Origin of the sequence: Roseiconus lacunae, assembly GCF_008312935.1 — a bacterium.
Taxonomy (GTDB): domain Bacteria; phylum Planctomycetota; class Planctomycetia; order Pirellulales; family Pirellulaceae; genus Stieleria; species Stieleria lacunae.
This window is the reverse complement of the sequence record NZ_VSZO01000007.1, coordinates 255377-272694: the sequence shown is the minus strand read 5'-3', so window position 1 is coordinate 272694 and position 17318 is coordinate 255377. Positions and strand designations below refer to the sequence as shown.

The window sequence follows — 17318 nt, the reverse complement described above, 5'->3', positions numbered from 1 at the left end:
ATCTGCTAACGCACGCGTCGGTCAAATGCTTGTGTATTTAGCGACGATCCGCTGCGATAGATCGGCTTGACGAGTTAGCGGCGTCGGTCTACTTCAGTTTCGAAAAATGCGTTGGTGAAGCCGTGTTAGGAAACCGGTGAGCTACGAATGCCGAGACGCTACTTCGACGTGTCAGCGAAACGTTGTTTAAGTTTCGAACGCAATTCCTTAACCATGAGAGGTTGCTGATGGGCAACGTTTTGCGTTTCGCCGTTTTCGGTTCGGTGATCATAAAGTTCGACGTAGCCGTCGGTGTGCTCGATCATTCGGTGAGTCTTGGTACGAATCGTGCGCCCGTATCCACGACCGAAATAGCTGTATGCCGGATGACCTGTTGATGTCGGTCGATCCAGGAGTGATTGCAACGATACCCCATCGGTAAAATCGGCTTTCGGCAGACCGGCTAATTCGATCAAGGTCGGGAAGATATCGATCGTCTCGACTATCGAATGACTCATCATGCCCGGTTCAGATATGCCGGGGTAGCTGATAATCAAAGGTGATCGAAGCGACTCCTCGAACAACGAGTGTTTGCCCCAGATCGCATGTTCTCCCAAGTGCCAGCCATGATCGCCCCAGAGGACGACGATTGTTTCCTTGCGAACGTCCAGTTCATCAAGACGGTCAAGAATTCGACCAACTTGCGCATCAGCGAAACTGACACAGGCGGCGTAGTGCTTGCGAACCTGGTCGGCATAGTCGGTGCTCTTGTTCGGATCGAGCCCGTTGCGGTTGTACTTGTAGAATTCACCTGATGAATGCCATGTGGTCCGCCCCTCAGGTTTTTTCGCATGCGGAATTGCCGGAAGGTCAACATCCTCGTAAAGATCGAGGTACTTCTTCGGTGCGCCGAACGGCAAGTGGGGACGCAAGATACCAACGGCAAGAAAGAATGGTTTGTCAGACTCCCGCTTGACCAAAGAGTCGAGTTGCTCCAAGGCCAATTCCGTATTGATCCCATCTGGATAAAGCGTGTCCGGGCCTTCGACCGCTTGGATCAAATCCATTTCCTTGGCGTTTCCCCGAATCTCACCGCGGGCTAAACCGTGCATCCATCCGCGTGGATGTTGCCAAGGTCCTGCGTCAAGGAGATGTCGATCCCACGAATTGGGCATCTCAGGAATCGATTCATCATCCCAGTCCGGTCCACCACGACCTCCGGGGTGATGGGAGACTTTGCCGACTGAAACTGACCGATAGCCGTGCTCTCGAAAATATGCCGGTAGGCTTGGCGAAACTGTCTCGGGGCTTTGCCCGATCGCTTTGGCACGTTGAAAAAGTGCGTTGTTGTTGGATCCGCCGTAGGTTCCCGTGAGCAACGCAAACCTGGACGCCCCACACGTCGGTGCCTGGACGTAATGTCGGGCAAATGCCCTCCCTCGCGACGCAAGTTTGTCGATATTGGGTGATTGGATGTAATCAACGCCAAAGCAATGGAGCTCCGGACGTAGATCGTCAACACAGATGAGTAGCACGTTGGGGCTGTTCGGTTCAGCGTGCAGTGACCCTAAAAAACTGATTCCGAACAGGGAGAGATAAATCAAACGTTGCAGGATCATCGTTGCGCTTCGTTAAGTTGAAAAACTAAAGTTGTCACCGCGAATTTCAACGGAACGCCTAGCGATGGGCTGATGCTTCGTCAACATTTGAAACGAGGATTAGCCGATTGGCGTTAGTCGCGATTTCGGGGCATAGCCGGGGGCGGATGCCCGTCGGTTGAAGAGTCGGACACGATCATTAGGTTTAGACGGGGCACTGGCGTTACCAAGTTCGGTAAGCCAGGTTCGTTAAGTCGCAAGCTCGTGGCTGACTTATTGGCATCCGTCAAAGTGCAGGTCGGTCATGATAGCTTCAGCGGACCATCGTGGCAAAATTCCGGAGACCCAAACGTGGTGAGATTTTGGTGACCGAGTCCATGTGCGATCGACATCCACAATCGATTGTGTGGCACCCCACCGCAGTCAATCGCGCGTCCGGTTTTGAATCCCGCTCCACCACCGACGAGCAAGAATGGAATGTCATCTAAGGTGTGCGAATTACCTTTGCCAAGTTCGTTGAGCCAAACGATCTGCGTGTTATCCAGCAGAGTCTCGCCCGGACGTCCCGGTTCGGGGATTTCCGACAGACGCTTGGCGAGGTACGCAAGTTCTCCGGCAAACCAGGCATTGATCCGACGGAGTTTTTGATGAGCCTGTTCGTCGCCATCGGGTTCATGAGATAACGAATGGTGACCTTCGTCGATGCCAAGCCAACGCATCCGGGCCTGGCCAACCGATCGCATGAACTGTAGCGTCGCGACACGTGAAAGGTCGTTGGCTAGGCCGTTAACCAGCAGGTCAATTTGCATTCGGCTGATATCAGGCGTGTTGTCGTTGACAAGCTCGATGTTTGGATCAATGTCCGGTTCGGGGTGAACCAGTTCTGACTCGGACACAGCCGCTGCAATTTGGGTTTCTAACTGACGGACGTTTTGCAAGTGCTGATCCAGTAGATGTCGATCTGACGCGCTTAACTGTTGCGATAGCTTGCTCAAGTCATCGCGAACGTGGTCGAGCACACTCGCAACAGTTTTTCGGTCCTGGGCACCGCCGTACATCTTCTGAAACATTTGCTCGGGATCATCGATCGGAGCGACCGGACGATCACTTCCGGCGTAGCACATCCGGGTCCACGGGTCGGCTCGGTCGGGAACGGCGACCCCGAATTCCAGCGATCCGAACCGTGTTCGCGTGCCTTCCCGGGCCTGGAAAAAATTGCGGACTTCTTGATCGATTGAAATGCCACTGGCCCAACCGGCCGGCGTATGACCACCGCCCTGAATGTTACCCGGATTCAGTTGTCGCGCGGTCAGTAGACATGACATCCCTCGCATGTGATTGTCACCGTCACCGCCGACTTGGTTATGGACGCCTTTAAGCAGCAAGGTTTGATCACGAAAGGGCTCAAGTGCCTTCAACATTGGTTTTAGCTGCAATCGGCGATTCACATCGTCGCCCCTCTGATCTCCGCGCTTCGCTTCATAGGAATCTGGCCAAAACTCGTCTGGTAGGGTCCCGTTCGGCGAGAACATGATGACCAAACGTTTTGGCGATGTCTCGTGTTGCGGGACCGTTCCTGTGGCTCCTAAGCTGCGCAGCCCCGTTAAAAAAGGGAGCGCTGCGGTTCCAATTCCCAGGTCGCGCAAAAAACGACGTCGGCATTCGACATTGCGATTCATCGGGCATTCTCGGTTAAAAGGGCGGCAGAGGGCGTCGTTGAGGTAACGGCGAGGACGGCCAGTCGGGCACAGAGTTTTTGGATATTAAAATTGTCTTTGGCGAAGCCGCTGCGAAGTTCCTGCAATCGTTCCTCGCCCGCTTGATGAGCACTACGCTGAAGAAGATGTTCGTACAGATGTGTGATGAACGCTAAATGAGCAGCGGGATGATCGACAGCGAACTTGGCGACATCGCGGGCATTCGTCAGGCGAAGCGTTTGCCCGTCGGTCGTGGTGTAGATACTTTCGCTATCGATCGGTTTCGCGTTATCGACTTCACGCCAGCGGCCAACGGCATCAAAGTGTTCAAGAGTGAATCCAAGTGGATTGATCACACGATGACACGCCATACAAGCGTTATCGCGAGTCAGCAACGTGACCTTTTCACGCATTGTCAGGTCTTTGGGAAAATCATCATTGTCGAATGCGATCGCGTTGGGAGGCGGGCTTAGGGCGCGACCCACAATGTTACGTGTCAAAAATACGCCGCGATGAATGGGTGAAGTATTGTTATGATACGCAAAAGCGCTCAGCAAATAGGGGTGCGTTAGAATGCCGGATCGTTCATTCGGATCAAAGTCAACCGGCTGAAACGCTGACGCGAATTCTCGTCGTCTTGCTTGACGCTTGATTTCTTGCCCATCGGCTGGCGGAGATAGATCGGCACTATCTGCGGCATAGATTCGTTTCAGTCGATCGTTAAGCATCAGGTGGGGTGCGAGTAACAGCTGGCGATAATCCGAGTCGCGGCTCCACACGACGCTATCGATGAACAGTTCAAGGGAACGACGCAAGTCGGCGATCACGTGATCGTCGAACTGCGGATACAACGCCGTGTCTTTCGACAGGTCACGTTCCTCGATTTCGAGCCAGCTCGCAAAGAAACGCTGCAGTTTCGCCTTCGCCCGCGGATCGCGGAGCATCCGGCTGGCGTAATCTTCGATCTGCTTCCGCGAATTAAGTTGGCCCGCTTTCGCGGCGGCGACAAGCTCCTGATCGGGAACACTATCCCACAAGGCAAATGACAACTTCGAAGCAATTTGCCAGGGCCTTCGTTGTGATCGCTGTTCGGCCGTCAATCCCTGCTCGGTCAACTCGATCAGATCCGGGTAGAGAAAATGTGGTGACATCAGCACCAACACGATGGCCTGACGGACTCCCGATTCGATATCTTCTGGATGATTGACCACCAAAGAGTTTAACTGATCCTTTTCAGAATCGATCAGAGGTCGTCGATAAGCGGTTTCGGCAAAAGTATGGACGAATGCGACAATGGCATCGCTTTGATCCGAATCGGTCGGCAAATTAGCCAGCAGCGGTAATCGTGAAACGATCTCGCTTGCCGCCTGGACGGCGCCCCGCATGACGGCGGATTGCCATTGTGGTGAAACCGAACTTCCACGCTCGAACCCCAAACTTCGATCGTCGGCTGGAAACGGAACGTCACAAACGAACGTTCGTGCTGACTCGGCAGTCGTCAGGTGGTTGTAATCGAGAACGGCCCACGTTCCGTGTGGCGGCTTCCATTCCAGTTTGACCGAGGCGCTATCTTCAAGGTACTTGAAAAACTCCAGCCGGATCGGATAGGTACGCCCTCCCAACAAAAACATCGTTGCTGACTTCTCTCGCAACTTTCCAGACCCGACCCAATCGTCAATGAAGGCTTGGTTGTCACCCGATGAGCGGTCGTCACGCAGTGATCCGGTATTCGGCCGGGGATCAAAATTCAGGTACAGGCGGGCACCGTTTTCGGTCGTCAATCGGAATCGGTACTCACCGGTGTAGGGGGCGATTAAGCTTCCTTGCCAAATGATCGCGAATTGGTCCGGGGTAAGACTGGGAACAGGCGGGTGATCTTCGAAATCGAATTCCAATCGGTTATCGCTTCGGTAATGAGCCAACCGCTGTGCCTTGTTCATTCCTTCGGACTGGAAGTACTCACCGCGTAGTCCGGGAACCGAACGATTGCGTGAGCGGCCACGTCCACGAGCGAACCGATCGTCAGATTCTGGTCGCGGCGTGAAATGGGCGATCACGTCTGCAACCGAATTTCGATATTGAGCAACCGTCAACCGTGCGAGCGTTGATTCGGTGTAGTTGTCATCAACGTCGGCGAACGAATTTTGAATGTAGTGTGCTAGTTGCAGTGCTTCGGCGCCGACGCAGGATTCGGGATCCTCTTCCGGCATCGTCTCCTCGATGACTTTAGCAAGATCCGCAATAGATTGATCGGTGCGTAGCGGTTTCGAATATCCGTCGCTGGTTCCTTGCCCCTGATCACCGTGACAACGCAAGCACTTCTGTCGGTAGATTTCAGAAACGTCGGAGCGTGTTTCCGCTGGGGTTGGGAAAGGTTCTGGTGGCGGAGGTTCATCCGGAGTAGGAACCGCGACACAAATGCTACCGAGCCCAGCGACAAGAATGACGACTGCCGGGATTTGTCGCGCAAAATCCATGATCGGTTTCCGGTGGGGGAGGAACGGGGGCGGGACGTTCATTGTATCCCATTCGTCACGCTCGCATCAACGAAGTTCCCGCTAGGCCAGCACAAAAGAGTGGTAGCGTTTTATCGGTTTTTGGATGCCATCAGCGAGGGTGAACCCTCGGGCCGGAGCGTCACAATCGCTGTGTTCGATTTGACAAAGAAATGGTCGAGTCGAAACGGTAATAACGTTCTAGGGTTCGACGATGCCGGGGTTCTGGATAGCACTGTAGATGTGTGCTCCGGCTGAATCGACAAAGCCAGCCCCTTGGGTTTTTCATAAGATGATCAACACTGACCAAACCTATCGTTTACTGACGCGAAGTGATTTCGACGGACTCGTTTGCGCTCTCCTGCTCAAAGAATTGGAGATCCTCGGCGAGATCAAATTTGTCCATCCCAAGGACATGCAAGACGGAGCGATCGAGGTGACTTCGAATGATATCCTGACGAATCTCCCTTATGTACCGGGTTGTCATCTCTGCTTCGACCACCATTCCAGCGAAGAGACACGCAACGAAGGCGTCTCGCCAGATAACTACGTGCTTTCGACGTCAGCCGATTCGGCCGCACGTGTCGTTTACGATTACTACGGTGGGGCCGAACGATTCCCGGCAATCAGTGAAGCGATGATGACGGCCGTCGACAAAGCCGATGCAGCGAAATTCACCGCAGATGAAATTAAAAATCCACAAGGATGGGCATTGTTGTCCTTCCTGATGGATGCCCGAACGGGGCTCGGCAGATTTCATGACTTTCGAGTTTCGAATTATCAGTTGATGATGAATTTGATCGACTGCTGCCGTGACATGGACATCGACGAGATCTTGTGTCTCCCCGACGTCCGCGAACGTGTCGAGCTATATCGCAAGCATCAGCAACACGCGGTCAATCAAATCAAACGCTGTTCTACGGTTCACGAAAACCTGGTCGTGCTTGATCTTCGTGACGAAGAGACGATTTACGCGACCAATCGCTTCACCGTTTACGCCCTCTATCCACAGTGCGATATCTCGATCCACGTGTTGTGGGGGAAGCAAAAACAAAACACCGTCTTTACGATCGGTAAATCAATTCTCGACCGATCCTGTTCAACTGATGTCGGCGAGCTTTGCTTGAAGTACGGCGGCGGCGGGCATGAAGCTGCGGGTACCTGCCAAGTCGAACACGAGGATGCCATCCGCGTGCAGCAAGAACTGATCGACCAGGTCAACGCGGACCATCACGCGATCAAGGGAACCCCTGCGGCCGTCTAGTGAATTGAGGCCACATCGACGAAACGCTGTTCGCCGGAATGCAGGGACGAAACAGTCTCCTCATTCCGGCGGCGCTTGATCCGTTGTAGATGATGCAAGTGATACGTTATTCGATGCGAATGATATGTCGCACCGGACGCACCGAGTCTCGCACAGCTTTTGCCAGCGGGGCCCGTTCTCTTTCAGTCTGCTCGACGGCGAGGTCCATATTCTCGCGACCGGGACGGCCATGAAAGATCTTTTTGATTTGTTTCGTCTCGAATTCCTGTTTGGCGGCGACGGCTTCGCTGACTTCGGCAAACGGCTCGCAAAACGGATTCAGAGTGAACTCCGCGGCCAGATTGATCCCGTCACGCAATTGGGCCGATGAATACGTTTTCGAGACATTTCCCCAGGTCACGGTCGCGATTCCTTTGACACCCAACACCTTCAGGGTCAATCGATTCAGCTGTTGATCGAAGGGGACAAAAGTCATTCCGGATCGCACCGAGTCATCTCGATCGACCGGACCGGGGGCACAAAAGCAATAGCGTTCACTGGTGACAGTGACCTTTCCGGCATTGAATGATTCGACTTGGTGACCGCCTTGCGCCGACGCTTGGTTACTTTCCAAATCAATCGTGATCGTTCCAAGGTTACCGTCCAACCCCAGTGCGCTGAGGTACGCGTAGGCCATGATCGCATGGCCGGCCCAGTCAGGGTGAATTCCGTCGCGTCCGACCAACTCATACGGCTTGGAACCATCGCCAGGATACAGTCCCGGAGCTTTGACTCGGGCTTGATACATCGGCCAGAACACATCGGCAAAGGCAACCCCTTCACGCTGGGCAACCTCAATCGCTATGTCTCGTAGGGCACAGAGGTGTTGATTGTGTTCTTCCAGCGTCCCCGAACGTGATCGTACCCACGTCGCAAGTTTCCCGCTGCAGCCAGGAGAGCCGACGACGACTTTGGCACCGGCATTTTTGAATTTGCGCACGATCGCGGTGTAATGATCGTCGTACCACTGCCCGTTGGTCACATCGAAAGGACGATAGCGGGCATCGTTCATGCCGTAGGACAGCGTCGCGATTGTCGGGGCAAAACGTAAACAATCATTGTCCATTCGGCGAAGGAAGCCATCGGTTTTTTCGCCACTCCAACCGTACTGCCTCACAGCAATTTCTAGTTCAGGTGTGCATGCTGTTAGATAAGTTTCGATCAGTCGCGAATACATCCGTTGCTCGGTGATCGAATCACCAACAATTGCCAACCGATCTCCCTTTCGCAGCATCAACTCGCCTGCCTCAGGAGCTTTGCGGGGATTCAGTTTTTCAAACGCTTTGCCTTCCGGTTTTGTTTCGTAATCATACGGTCCTAAAACCGGCAACGGCAACGTCGTGGAATCTTGTGCTGCCGATGCACCGGCGGAGGCGATTGCCAATAGGATCAAAATACAGACACGCATGATTAGATCGAATTCAATGAAGTAAGAAACGGTGCCGGTCGGCGGTGAACCTATTACGCTGTGACCTCACAGAGTCGTCCAAATAGAGCCGGCATTTGATCGGCCAGGACCGACGATTGGGATACGGACCGTCGGTAAAACTGCAGTTGCCCTCTGTTTTGACACGGACGGCGTGGCCCACGCCGTTCGGCTCGATTCGTATCCAGAAGTTGATTAAACAGAAGGAACGAAGAGCGAAGTTTAATCCAATGCAATGACCGAGATGAGTCGATCGGGGCAATGTCGATATAAAAAGGTCACCAAGGAATCCGGCAGACACCCCATTGCCCGTGGTTTTCATCCACCGCGACTTCGATCCAGTGTAAGGCATTGCCAAACTTGTCTTTGGTTTTATCTCGGACACGTTCGGCAATCACACGGGCGATTTCTTCAGCCGTCGTGTTGATCACCGGCAACATCACACAATCTTCGTTCGGGAACACCCAACGCCGGTCGCGAAAGGTCGCCGTGGTTTCTTTCTCGTCGCTCGTGATTTTGATCTCAGCGTGGTCGGTCGGCAAAATGACGTGGTGATCGAGCGATGTTGTTTGCTCAAGCACCGCATCACGGAGCGCAATGAAGTCGACGACGTAACGGTTTTCATCGAGTGGACCTTCCACGCTGGCCCGCACGCCGTAGTTATGTCCGTGTAATCGCTCGCAAATATCGCCGGCGAAGGTGATGAAGTGTGCGGCGGAAAATACAAATTGTTCTTTCGTAACATCAACGCGAAATGTCGGTTGATTCATGATTCACCCTCCACGGGTTGGAATTGCCACGTCGAAGCAAACAATACAACCCGGCGGCGATCATATCGGCGGTCGTACCGGGGTTCAGTGGCTTTGCGTAACTGGTTCGAAGGTAAGCATCAAAACGCATTCGAGCGTGTAGGTCATCGTGATCAAAGTCAGCCTTTCGACGAACTTCGATCGCAACCGAGCGACCAAATTTGCGTTCGATCAACGAGTCTTCGCGATCGGCGAGTAATCGCAGATGGGCGATTGAAATGCCGGTCAGGATGTCCTGTGATTGCTGAACTGCTTGATCGAGCATCGGCAGAACACAGGAAATCAAATCCTCGAAGCCGTTGGCGTAGTTGGCCGCAATCTGATCGCGATCAGCCGCCGCGGTCATCGCGTCGAGAAAGCTTGGGGGTGCCGAATCGGCAAGGTCCATTTCGTCGACTTTTCCCATTCCGCCGGGATGGGCCATGTTGATCGCCTCGTAGAGTTGATTCGCGTCGGCAGCATCAAGCGAGTGTAGCGTCTCGGTCACCCGTCCGATCAATTCGGCATCGTCATTCGAAAGCCCGCTTGTCTGGTCGACTTGAACCAGCGGTCCAAGCAGGAGCAGAATTCCCAGATTGACGTTGGTGCCAATCTGGTCAGCGACCTGGCGAGTTCCTTCGAGAACACTCGTGCTGAATCGATCCGGGTTGGCGCCGAAAACCTGTGAAGCGATCTCGGCCGCATCGACGAAATCCCGATAACGTAAGTCGGCGAACGATTGCCCGGGAAAGACGTTGCCGGCTTTCGGCGCCGTAGCTTCAAGCAGGCACGCCCAGCGAACCCCATCGTGAGGCGTTTGGCTAAGCTGGCGATATGTCTGAAGAACTTGGTTCACGACTGCGTCGACGCTTCAACATCGGCGACAAAACTTTCGATTGCCGCCAAAACCGCTTCCGGGGCGTCTTCGATGACATAGTGCCCGGCATCGTCAATTTCTAACGAACGCGCGTTCGGCCAAGCTTGTTGAAAACGACGCAAGCAATCCGGCCGAAAGCACCAGTCCTTCATTCCCCAAACTAACAAGGACGGAAGGTTGGCGAGCGATGGCAAACGCTGCTCCAGATCAAGGAGCGTCTGATACGTCGGCGCCGATTTCGACATCGGGATATCGCGGACGAAGGCGTCGATCGCCACCCGGTTGGCCCAAGAGTCATAGGGACGCAGCAACCCCGCGGCAACCTCGGGATCCAACCGGTTCCGATTCATCGCCATCGTCACCGCTGCCTTGGCAAAAAGATTCAGGCCTCGAACTCCCAACGTCCCCAGCACTGGTAAGCGACAGGCTGCGATTCGCCACGGCACGTATGGAGGGGGAAACGCACCGGTGTTGAGAAGCGTGATCGCCGAGAAACGCTCGCGTGTTTTTAGCAACGCCCCTAGGCCGATCGCGCCTCCCCAGTCGTGCGCCAGCAGCATCACATTGCGTAGGTCGAGGTGCTCGACCAAGTCGGCGAGGTTCTGCTGGTGATTTTCCAGGCGATATGGGAACTGCGATCTTGGTGGTTTATCGCTATCGCCACAACCGAGATGGTCGATCGCGACGACTCGATGCGTAGAAGCGAAATGTTGAAAAACTCGGCGGTAGTAGTAACCCCAAGTCGGATTGCCGTGCACACACAAGATCGTCGGTCGACTAGACACTTCTGCGTCGGAATCGGTGCTTTCGGGATGCTGATCGCGATACGCAAGCGTGTAGCTTCCGACCTGAAACCGGGAAACGGGGACGTCGAATTGATGGGGCGATGGTTGCATAGGCCGTAGTGTTGCCGGTTTCTGTCCAATCGGGAAGTCGACAACACCTGACCATTTCGTACATTAGTCTTGTTGACGGAGAAAAAAGCCTTTCAAAGCCCACTTCAAACCCTTGAAACTCCCGCTTGCCAGCGTCCGAAAGCTGTTTCGCGAAGATTTTGCCGAAGACCAGCCGATTGTCGTCGATCGGGCCAATCTGCCGGCTGAGGCAAAACGGTGGCAAATGGTGATCGCTGCGATCGACGGTTGTCACGTGACCAAACACCCCGGTGATCGGGACTCCCGCTCACGGACGCTGTGTCGATTTACGATCCCCAATCCGGATAGCGACGACCAATACCTTCGTCGAGACGAGTTGAGGTTGGAATATGACTCTGAAAAGCGGTTGACATTGCACGCATACCGCTACCGCGAAAGCCAGCAAATCACCATGGTCAGCAGTGTCGACGAACTGAAAAACTTCGTTCGCCACGTGTTGGAACGGTACGCGCGAAGGTCGGCGGCCGAAAACAAACGTGAAAAAATCCGCGGGTTTAAATCGCGAGCGATCGTCGCTCAAGTCAAGAAACTCGCTAAAGAGGAACAATTTGACTTTGCCGCCACGACAGACACTCGCAAAGTCAAACTGTTCGTCAAGCTTGCCAATCATGAAATGATCGAGATCCAGGTGCCATTCAAACAGTTCGAACAAGTGCTGCCGAAACTTAAATCGACGATCCTGCATCTGCGAGAACTCTATGCCGAAGGGCTACGATTCAAAATGCAACCCGTCGGACGACTTCCCTGGACGTTGGACTGGATCGAGCACGAGTCGCTCTGACCGCTGATCAATTTGTCTGACACGCTTCTTTCCCGCTAACCGACCGCCGCCGTACAGATTCAAAGGAGACGACTTTGGCCGTCCGCGTAGATGCTCGTGAATTGATTGAACTGCTGGAACTGACGCCACCCGACCAGAACGTGATGCTGGTCGGACGCCACGGGATTGGGAAAAGCCAAATCATCGGTGCCCATTATGCCGCGCGTGGCATGCCTGTCGTCTCTTTTTTCCTTGGCCAAATGAGCGACCCCGGCGACTTGATCGGCTTACTTCACAAGGACGAACGGACCGGGCGCAGCGAGTTTCTGCCGCCCTACTGGTGGCCTTCGGACGATCAGCCGATCGCATTGTTTCTTGACGAGTTGAACCGAGCGCGGCCCGAAATTCTGCAAGCGGTAATGGAATTGGCGTTGAACAAGACCTTGGCCGGAAAACGATTGCCTATGGGAAGCGTGATTGTCTCGGCGGTGAACGAAGGCGACGAGTACCAACTTACCGACCTCGACCCGGCACTGGTGTCGCGGTTCAATCTATATGAATTCACGCCCACGATCGAGGATTGGCTGCTGTGGGCCGAACGTAACGATCTGGATCAACGTGTCATCCGTTTTGTTCAACAGCAACCTCACTTCCTCGACCGAGACGGAACGTCCGCCCCCGGTGATCCCAACGAGGTGTTATCCGGGCTTGTCAAAACCCCAGACCGACGCGCGTGGCATCGCGTCAGTGACCTGATTCAATCTCACGAACAAATCACCGACACGCTTTTGAAGCTGATTGCGGGGATTGTCGGATCCAATGCCGCGTCGGCCTTCCGCCGCAGCCTAGCGATCAGGTTGCCAGTCACGGCGGCCGACACACTTCTTGATCTCGCAAAGCATCGAAAGAAACTTAACGCACTGTCACTAGCGGAACTCCTGATGCTCAACGAGCAGATCTTACTTTGGATCAGTGGTGGTAAATGCCCAGCCGATCGTGAAGATCAGGCGCGCAACGGCCTGCTTGGTTACGTCAAGCTGGTTCGAAAACGAAAACTAGATGAGGTCGTCGCGCACCTCGTCGCAACGATTCAAAAACCTAAATTTGACGCCGTCATGGAGTTTGTATCGGAGTCGATTGAATTGACCGAAGTGCTGACCAGCTATATGGAAGGCATTCGAATTGAATAGCGAACGAGGGCGCGAACGATGTCTACGTCACCACGAAAAAAGCATACGTCACGCGAGCGAATCACCCACGTTGTCGAGGGGTGGTTTATATCTGAACCGTTGCTATTTGCCGCCTGGACACTGCACGACGTCGTGATCGAACCCAGGATAGAAACGATTCGCGTCCAACACGGGCGGATCGAATACAACCCTGCGTTCATTGATTCGTTGCGAAAACACGAGTTGCGGTCTGTGCTTACGTTCGAAGCCATGCGAATCCTGCTCGGGCACCCTTATGATCGCCGGCAACCGCGCACCGAACTGTCATACATGGCGAGCAACTTGTCGGTGCAGGAATGCCTGCGAAGTGATCTTCCCATCGACCGCGCCCGCCAAGTTTTCGGAGATGAACAATTCGACGATCAGTACTTTGAGTTTTACTACCAAGAACTTCTTCAGAGACAGCAATCTGACGAAGACAGTGACCCGGGCCAATCGGACGACGACGAATCGCAATCACAGTCCAAGTCCCCATCAACAAATTCGCAAGACGAACAGCAACACGAAACACCAGACGACGATTCGGTTGCCGATGATGCGTCCGCTGCGGCGGATGAGGACCATCGATCCGGCGAAACAGGCTCATCGGCACCCGAATCGTCCGAATCGGCGTCACAACGTACAAGTTCGGATAGCTTGCTGCAGGCCTACGCCGATCCGACGCGAGTTGGTCAGGAGAACGCCGACGGTTGGGAAAGCGACGATCTATTTCAAAATGAAGTGCAAACAACGATCCGTGAAGCCGCCGAGACGGATGGCTGGGGCACGATTGCTGGATCCGCGAAGGAAAAGATTCTTTCGACGTTAGAACCGATCGTTGACTATCGCGCTATCTTGAGAAGCTTTCGTCAGAGCGTGCTCTCGGTCAATCGACGTCTCACACGAATGAAACCAAGTCGTCGCTACGGTTTCACGCAGATGGGAAGTCGCTATGACTTCACGACCAAGTTGCTTTTCGCAGTCGATGTCTCCGGTTCGATGGGGGCCAAAGATCTGCGATTAGGCTTTTCAATCGTCGGGCGTTTTTTTCAGTATGGTGTCGAGTCGATCGACGTGCTCTGGTTCGACGAACAGATCCGGTCCGAACCGATGACCTTGCGTCGGGCAAGGAATCAATTCGAAGTAATTGGACGTGGTGGCACGAACTTTCAACCGTTGATGGACTACATCGACGACCACCGTGGCTATGATGGGCTGCTCGTTTTTACCGATGGGTATGCACCGGTTCCGACGAAACCAAAGAATTCGAAAACTCGCATTCTTTGGCTTTTCAAAGACGAATCGACCTACCAAGCGATGGATCCTTCGCTTCGGTCAATTGGCAAAGCCGCCTACGTTCGGCCGACGAAGTCGAAGCCGGCGGCGTCACGAAGCTGAGTTCGGTGTGGGACGGGATTCGCCAATCAAATGTCTTTCACGGACGCGTCGGTTGTAAAACGACAAATCGATCGCGAACTGGAAAAGTTTGCTTTTTTTGCGTCACACTCGTCGAGTTGGTGACAAGGTACGACCATGCAACGCGCTTCCGATACCGACGATTTGGCCGAACTGGTCACGAATCAGCATCAGCAGCTCCGTTCGTTTGTTCGAACGCTCGGAGTGGATGCGGATTGGGTCGATGACGTCGCCCAAGAGGTATTTTTGGTCGCGTGGCGTGAACGTAAGTCCTTTGACGCCGATCGTGACATCGGTAAATGGCTTCGTGGGATCGCAAGAAATTTGGTACGGAACGAATTACGGAAGCAGAGCCGTCAGAAGCGTCTACTGCATGAAGGTCTCTCCGAATTGTTGCTGAAGCATTCGGATGCCGAAGTGGCATCGGAGGAACATTTTTGCGCCCACGGGCCTGAACTCCGCGATTGTGTGGAACGCCTTGCCCCCAAAAGTCGTCGGTTGGTCGCCGGACGCTACGAAGATGGCTGGAACGCGAGTGATCTGGCCGATCATTTGGGGATGACATCCGCCGCTGTTCGTCAGGCATTGATGAGGATTCGTCAACAGTTGAAACATTGCATCGAACTTCGAATCGCGGAGGCATCGCAGATTGATGGCCGATTCACAACTTGACGAACTGATCGAGCGATTGCTCGATGATGAACTTTCGCCCGCCGAAGTAGACGAGCTGGTTGGGCTTTTGCGCGACCACCCGCACAAGATCGGAGATCTGCGATCGCATTTGGAAATCGCAGATCTGCTTTCCCAGTACGAAGACCCCTATCGTGATCTGGATCGGTTCAAAGCAGCACTGCAGACCCGGCAGGATGCTGCGGCTGATCGAGATGGTTTCGTCAATCGAGTCGTCGCATCGGCGAAGAATGCTTCTGCTTCCGATGACCGTTTACTTTGCGACACAAACGAAGCTCAAATTGGAATGCCACAAGCTTCGGGCGCGCGTAATTCCGTAGCTCGAGTACCGGCACTCGTCGCTTGGACCGGTTGGTTTGCAGCTGCCACAGCGATCCTATTGCTTGCCGGCGTTTTGTTGCACGAAGAAACCACAACCGTTGAAATCAGTGAGCGTCCAAACTTCGTCTCACCAACTGAGGCTGACGATCCCGATGATTTGGGCGTTGCGGTGTTGACGCAGGCCTCTCAACTGGTAGGCAAAGAAGTTGCCGACTTGATCCCCGGCCAAACGATCCCGCCGGGTACGATCGCATGGGAATCCGGGCTCATCCAACTAGAGTTTTACGGTGGTGCCACCGTGGTTGCGCAAGGTCCGGCAAAGCTCGAGATCCTCGATGCGTCTCGAGTCGTCTGTCATTCAGGTCGATTGCGCGCTAACGTTCCCGAACCGGCGCGCGGTTTTGCGGTGCTTGCCCCGACGTTGGAACTGGTCGACTTAGGAACCGAATTTGGTGTCGACGTATCCGCGAATGGCCAAACAGAAGTTCATGTTTTTGACGGAACCGTGGAAATCTATGAACCGCAATCAAATCGCAATCTTTCGACGCGGCGCGAATTAAACGCCGGTGATGCGGTAGCGGTCGGACAAGGCGGCGAACGTTTGCCGATCGATGTTCGAAACCAAGACTTTGTGACACCGGGACGATTGCATGAATTGACGAATGCTCGAAATCGCGAGCAGCAACGTGACTGGCAAGAATTTCGGGATTCGTTGCGAAGCGACCCACGAGTCGTCGCATATTTTCCTTTCGATCGCTCGCCGACCGAGGATCGAACGTTGGACGGTTATGGTTCCGATGGCAGCCGATTGGTTGGAGCGATCGTCGGTTGCGAGTGGTCAGAAGGCAGATGGCCTGACAAAGCCGCATTGCAGTTTAAACGTCCTGGGGACCGTGTCCGGATACAACTTCCGGGCGAGTACGATTCGCTGACTTATTCGACATGGCTACGTGTCGACGGATTGGATCGCCGATTCAATTCGCTGTTGTTGACCGATGGATTTCCCGTCAACGCTCCACACTGGCAGATCCGCCAAGACGGGCGGCTGATTCTCGGAGTGTCACATTCGCCCAAAGCGTCACGCGATTATATGACCGAGCCCGTGTTTGACGTTTTTCGCTTGGGCCAATGGGTCCATCTCGCGACTGTCTACGATGCGAGCGAACGCCGAATTGATCACTACGTCAATGGCGAACTTCACGCCCGGACGTCACTCCACGAGAAAGCCGAAGGAAAACTTCGCATCGGGGACGCAACGATTGGTAACTGGTATCGGGGTTCGAATCGCTTTCATCCGACCAAGGTTCGAAACTTGAACGGTTGCATGGACGAGCTCATTGTTTTCGGTGACGTTCTTGGTGAAGCGGAAATACAAAAAATCTACGATGTCGGCAAACCTTGAACGCTGCAGATTGGTAGGTCCCGGACAGTCGTGTATGCTGCAAAATGGAACGTCATCGTGAGAGACTATTACAACTACGAGTTATGCCAATAGATCAGTTGGCGTTAACCTGGAATCCGCGCTAAGCAGGTACACACGAGTCTTTGGGTTTGAACATCTAGATAACCCCCTCCCGCTTGCGGGAGAGTGAAATGACTTAAAGCCGAATCATTCGTGCTCAACTGCTTACAAACTCGAAACCGGCGTTTCCGGATCATAGTTTTAGATCATTTCTTAGACGTAACAGAATCTATTCGAATTCAATGGACCATATCGAACTTTTCGTTTGACTGATTCGAGTCGAACGACTTTTCCTACCCACCGTTTTTCTCCCACCTCTGATTGAGATTGCCAATGCGTTTATTGATCCCTCCGTCCTTGAAA

13 protein-coding genes are annotated in these 17318 nt (G+C 53.8%); 6 read left to right on the top strand and 7 right to left on the bottom strand.

The annotated features are described in order from the left end of the window. Positions 1-158 precede the first annotated feature (158 nt). The 3 genes from FYC48_RS11125 to FYC48_RS11115 all read right to left on the bottom strand — a co-directional run bounded on the left by FYC48_RS11125 (position 159) and on the right by FYC48_RS11115 (position 5751). Positions 159-1598: a sulfatase gene (locus tag FYC48_RS11125; RefSeq protein WP_149496779.1), complete on the bottom strand. Its 1440-nt coding sequence runs from the start codon at positions 1596-1598 to the stop codon at positions 159-161. Positions 1599-1879: 281 nt separating this feature from the next. Further along, complete coding sequence (locus tag FYC48_RS11120; RefSeq protein ID WP_149496778.1) at positions 1880-3256, bottom strand: DUF1552 domain-containing protein; 1377 nt, start codon at positions 3254-3256, stop codon at positions 1880-1882. After that, positions 3253-5751, bottom strand: a complete 2499-nt coding sequence (locus FYC48_RS11115) for a DUF1592 domain-containing protein (protein ID WP_160149458.1) — start codon at positions 5749-5751, stop codon at positions 3253-3255. The genes FYC48_RS11120 and FYC48_RS11115 overlap by 4 nt, the downstream gene beginning before the upstream one ends. Positions 5752-6061: 310 nt before the next feature. Here FYC48_RS11115 and FYC48_RS11110 point away from each other — a divergent pair, with 310 nt between their 5' ends. Next, a complete protein-coding gene (locus FYC48_RS11110) occupies positions 6062-7033 on the top strand; it encodes an exopolyphosphatase (protein ID WP_149496776.1) in 972 nt (323 codons plus the stop codon). Positions 7034-7139: 106 nt separating this feature from the next. Here FYC48_RS11110 and FYC48_RS11105 read toward each other — a convergent pair whose 3' ends face one another. From FYC48_RS11105 to FYC48_RS11090, 4 genes are all read right to left on the bottom strand, one after another. Then, the gene (locus FYC48_RS11105; RefSeq protein WP_149496775.1) at positions 7140-8480 is read right to left on the bottom strand and encodes an SGNH/GDSL hydrolase family protein; all 1341 of its coding nucleotides are present in this window, start codon (positions 8478-8480) and stop codon (positions 7140-7142) included. Between the two features lie 296 nt (positions 8481-8776). Continuing rightward, positions 8777-9268, bottom strand: coding sequence for a 6-pyruvoyl trahydropterin synthase family protein (locus tag FYC48_RS11100; RefSeq protein ID WP_149496774.1), 492 nt, complete (start codon positions 9266-9268; stop codon positions 8777-8779). After that, positions 9243-10142, bottom strand: a complete 900-nt coding sequence (locus tag FYC48_RS11095; protein WP_149496773.1) for a triphosphoribosyl-dephospho-CoA synthase — start codon at positions 10140-10142, stop codon at positions 9243-9245. The genes FYC48_RS11100 and FYC48_RS11095 overlap by 26 nt, the downstream gene beginning before the upstream one ends. After that, positions 10139-11059: an alpha/beta fold hydrolase gene (locus FYC48_RS11090; protein WP_149496772.1), complete on the bottom strand. Its 921-nt coding sequence runs from the start codon at positions 11057-11059 to the stop codon at positions 10139-10141. Before FYC48_RS11090 ends, FYC48_RS11095 begins: the two co-directional genes overlap by 4 nt. Before the next feature lie 112 nt (positions 11060-11171). On the opposite strand from FYC48_RS11090, the gene FYC48_RS11085 reads away from it, so the two are divergent. The 5 genes from FYC48_RS11085 (at position 11172) to FYC48_RS11065 (ending at position 16895) form a co-directional block, all read left to right on the top strand. Next, entirely contained in the window at positions 11172-11879 is a 708-nt protein-coding gene (locus FYC48_RS11085; protein ID WP_149496771.1) for a hypothetical protein, read from the top strand. Between the two features lie 74 nt (positions 11880-11953). Then, complete coding sequence (locus tag FYC48_RS11080; protein ID WP_149496770.1) at positions 11954-13048, top strand: AAA family ATPase; 1095 nt, start codon at positions 11954-11956, stop codon at positions 13046-13048. 18 nt (positions 13049-13066) lie between these two features. Further along, positions 13067-14464, top strand: coding sequence for a DUF2201 family putative metallopeptidase (locus FYC48_RS11075; protein WP_149496769.1), 1398 nt, complete (start codon positions 13067-13069; stop codon positions 14462-14464). Between the two features lie 135 nt (positions 14465-14599). Continuing rightward, positions 14600-15154, top strand: coding sequence for a sigma-70 family RNA polymerase sigma factor (locus FYC48_RS11070; protein WP_149496768.1), 555 nt, complete (start codon positions 14600-14602; stop codon positions 15152-15154). Further along, a complete protein-coding gene (locus tag FYC48_RS11065) occupies positions 15135-16895 on the top strand; it encodes a LamG-like jellyroll fold domain-containing protein (protein ID WP_149496767.1) in 1761 nt (586 codons plus the stop codon). Before FYC48_RS11070 ends, FYC48_RS11065 begins: the two co-directional genes overlap by 20 nt. The last annotated feature ends 423 nt before the right edge of the window (positions 16896-17318 follow it).